The sequence below is a fragment of the Sphingobium aquiterrae genome (assembly GCF_037154135.1).
In the GTDB taxonomy this organism is placed as follows: domain Bacteria; phylum Pseudomonadota; class Alphaproteobacteria; order Sphingomonadales; family Sphingomonadaceae; genus Sphingobium; species Sphingobium aquiterrae.
In genome coordinates this window covers 1-2,855 of the sequence record NZ_JBANFL010000051.1, presented here as the reverse complement: position 1 = coordinate 2,855, position 2,855 = coordinate 1, and the positions used below count along the sequence as shown (strand labels likewise).

2 protein-coding genes are annotated in these 2,855 nt (G+C 62.1%); both read left to right on the top strand.

All coding sequences use genetic code 11. The features are described 5' to 3' along the window. The first annotated feature begins 210 nt into the window (after positions 1–210). Positions 211–1,713: an IS21 family transposase gene (istA, locus tag WFP78_RS23330; RefSeq protein ID WP_419723026.1), complete on the top strand. Its 1,503-nt coding sequence runs from the start codon at positions 211–213 to the stop codon at positions 1,711–1,713. Beyond that, positions 1,713–2,534, top strand: a complete 822-nt coding sequence (istB, locus tag WFP78_RS23325) for an IS21-like element helper ATPase IstB (RefSeq protein WP_336966899.1) — start codon at positions 1,713–1,715, stop codon at positions 2,532–2,534. The genes istA and istB overlap by 1 nt, the downstream gene beginning before the upstream one ends. Positions 2,535–2,855 lie beyond the last annotated feature (321 nt).

Genomic DNA, 2,855 nt, shown 5'->3' with positions numbered 1-2,855 from the left:
TGCGCGGCGACATTTACGATGGCCAGGTGCCGACAATTATGATGGCCGGTAGGCTCGCTGATCTGGCCCGTTTGCAGGGAGGGGCGTAGCCCCGACCGGAAGACGGGCCAGATCAGCGACGGCGATCTTTTCCTCGTTGTTGGGGATCTGATCGGGGCTGTGGCGGGCGGTGGTATCCGCACTCATCGAACATTGAAGCGATGGGTTGCGATGCCGGGTCACCACATTTCCGATCAGCAGGTGTATCTTTTCATGGTTGAACGTCGCCATCACTCACAGGCCATCGCAGCCGCCAGGGCCGGTATCAGCGTACGCAGTGCCCGTAGGATCGAGAACGATCCGCGCTTGCCGTCCCAGAAGCAGAGCAAACGCCACTGGCGCACACGCGCCGATCCTATCGAGGAGTTCTGGCCACGTGTGGAGGAACTGCTCAAGATCGAAGGCATCATCGCCGTCACTATTTTCGAGACCCTCCAGGACGAGTTTGGCGAGGAGGCGGTCCCGGACAAGGTAAGGCGAACCTTGGAGCGCCGGGTCGCCCGCTGGCGGGCGCTGAACGGCGGCGAGAGGGAGATTTTCTTCCCTCAGCACCATGAAGCCGGGCGGCAGGGTCTTTCCGATTTCACAGTCTGCGACGAGCTCGATGTTACCATTGCAGCAGAGCCTTTGGATCACCGCCTCTACCATTTCCGCCTGGCATCGAGTGGCTGGGAACATGCCGCTGTGGTGCTGGGCGGGGAGAGTTTCACGGCTCTGTCCCAGCACCTGCAGGATGCGCTGTGGAAGCTGGGCGGCGTGCCAGTGGAGCATCGCAGCGATTCCCTCTCGGCTGCCTACAAGAACCTCGACGCCGATGCGCAGAAGGACTTCACCCGCAATTACGACGACCTGTGCCGGCATTACGGAATGCTCGCCACCCGCAATAACCGCGGTGAGGCCCACGAGAACGGCTCGATCGAGGCGCCCCATGGCCACCTCAAGCGGCGCCTCGACCAGGCCTTGCGCCGCCGGGGAAGCAGGGATTTTGAGAGCGTTGAGGCATGGCGCGATTTCGTCGAGGCTCAGGTGAGCAAGCAGAACCGGCGCCGTGCCTCTCTCGTTGACGCGGAACGGCGCTTGCTCAAGCCTTTGCCGCCACGTCGGACCACCGATTTTGCCATGGTCAGCGTCGATGTCAGCCGCAACGGCACTGTCGGCATCGATCGGGTCATCTATTCTGTGCCGTCCCGGCTTGTCGGTCGGCGGCTCCACGCTCACCTGTTCGACGATCACATCGATCTCTTCCTCGGACCGGATCAGGTGATGACCACACCCCGGGTTCGTGTCCCGCGTCCCGGGCGAGGACACAGCATCGATTTTAAGCACATGATCGGCAATCTGCGCCGCAAACCCGGAGCCTTGCGCCATCTGGTCTACCGCGATGCCCTGTTCCCCCATCACGCCTACCGGCGGGCATGGCAGGCATTCGACGACCGTCTCGACAACCGGCAGGCTTGCCGTGATACCGTCGCGTTGCTCGACATTGCGGCCCGGGGCGACTGTGTCGAAGCGCTGGCCCTGCGGATCGACGCTGCCCTTGATGCCGGCAAGCTTCCAGATATCGCCGCACTAAGGGATGAGTTCCTGCCCACCGGCAAGACCCACGATGACGTCACGATCCCGCCGCCTGATCCCAAGGCATACAACGGCCTGCTCAGCGCGGAGGTAATCTGATGACCAGGACCACCGACCAAGCCGCCGCCGTGCTCCCCGCGCTGCTGACGACGCTGCGCCTGCCCAGCATCAACCGCAATTGGAAGCGTCTCACCGATACCGCCGATCGCGAGGGTTGGCCCGCAGCCCACCTCCTGGCCTCGTTGGTCGAGATCGAGATGGCCGAACGCACAACACGGCGTATCCAGCGCCACCGCGACCAGTCCGGCTTGCCCGCGGGCAAGACCTTCGCCACCTTCGACTTCGACGCAGCCCCCGGTATCCGTAAAGCCCACATGCTATCGCTTGCAAGTGGTGATGGCTGGATCGACAGTGGCGGCAACCTGCTCATTTTTGGCCAGTCAGGCACTGGCAAGACTCATACCATCGCAGCGATCGGGCATGCCCTCATCGACAGCGGACGCCGGGTCTTGTTCTGCACGACCACCGACATGGTCCAGAAGCTGCAGTCCGCCCGCCGCGACCTCAGCCTGTCGTCCATGCTCGACAAACTCGACAAGTACGATCTCATCGTCCTTGATGACCTGTCCTACGTTCGCAAGGACCAGGTCGAGACCAGTGCCTTGTTCGAGCTCATCGCCCACCGTTATGAGCGTCACTCCATCGCCATTACCGCCAACCAACCTTTTTCAGCATGGTCGGACGTTTTTCCCGATCCCGCGATGACAGTCGCGGCCATCGACCGCCTCGTGCACCACTCCACCATCATCGAGATGAACGGAGAGAGCTACCGCAAGCGCTCCGCGCTCGCCCGCACCCCGGCCATGCAGAACCCTGTCACCACCGGCCCCGATGGGATCGCTGAGGAGCGTTTTACATGAGGCAACCGCCGATCACCCGGGAACGCTCTCAATGAGGCAACACGACCGGCCATCCTAATTGTCGCCGACCTCTCTTGCGAAAAACAGGCCAAAAAACCTGCAAAACCAAACGTAATTGTCGCTGCCGTCAATTACCGAGGTGCCGACGAGAACATCGCGACCTCACCTGCCGAGGTGCCGGCGACAATTACAAATCCAGCTGATCGCCGCCCGCCCGTTGTCCCACCCAACAACTCATGGTAGCCACAACCCACCAATCGGCGCGGCCCCTACCGGCCATCATAATTGACGCCAACCGGCCACCGTAATTGCCGCGCTACA

Bases quoted from the DNA above. Each gene is read 5' to 3' on its own strand.
- istA (WP_419723026.1), top strand. From the start codon at position 211: ATGCCGGGTCACCACATTTCCGATCAGCAGGTGTATCTTTTCATGGTT.
- istB (WP_336966899.1), top strand. From the start codon at position 1,713: ATGACCAGGACCACCGACCAAGCCGCCGCCGTGCTCCCCGCGCTGCTG.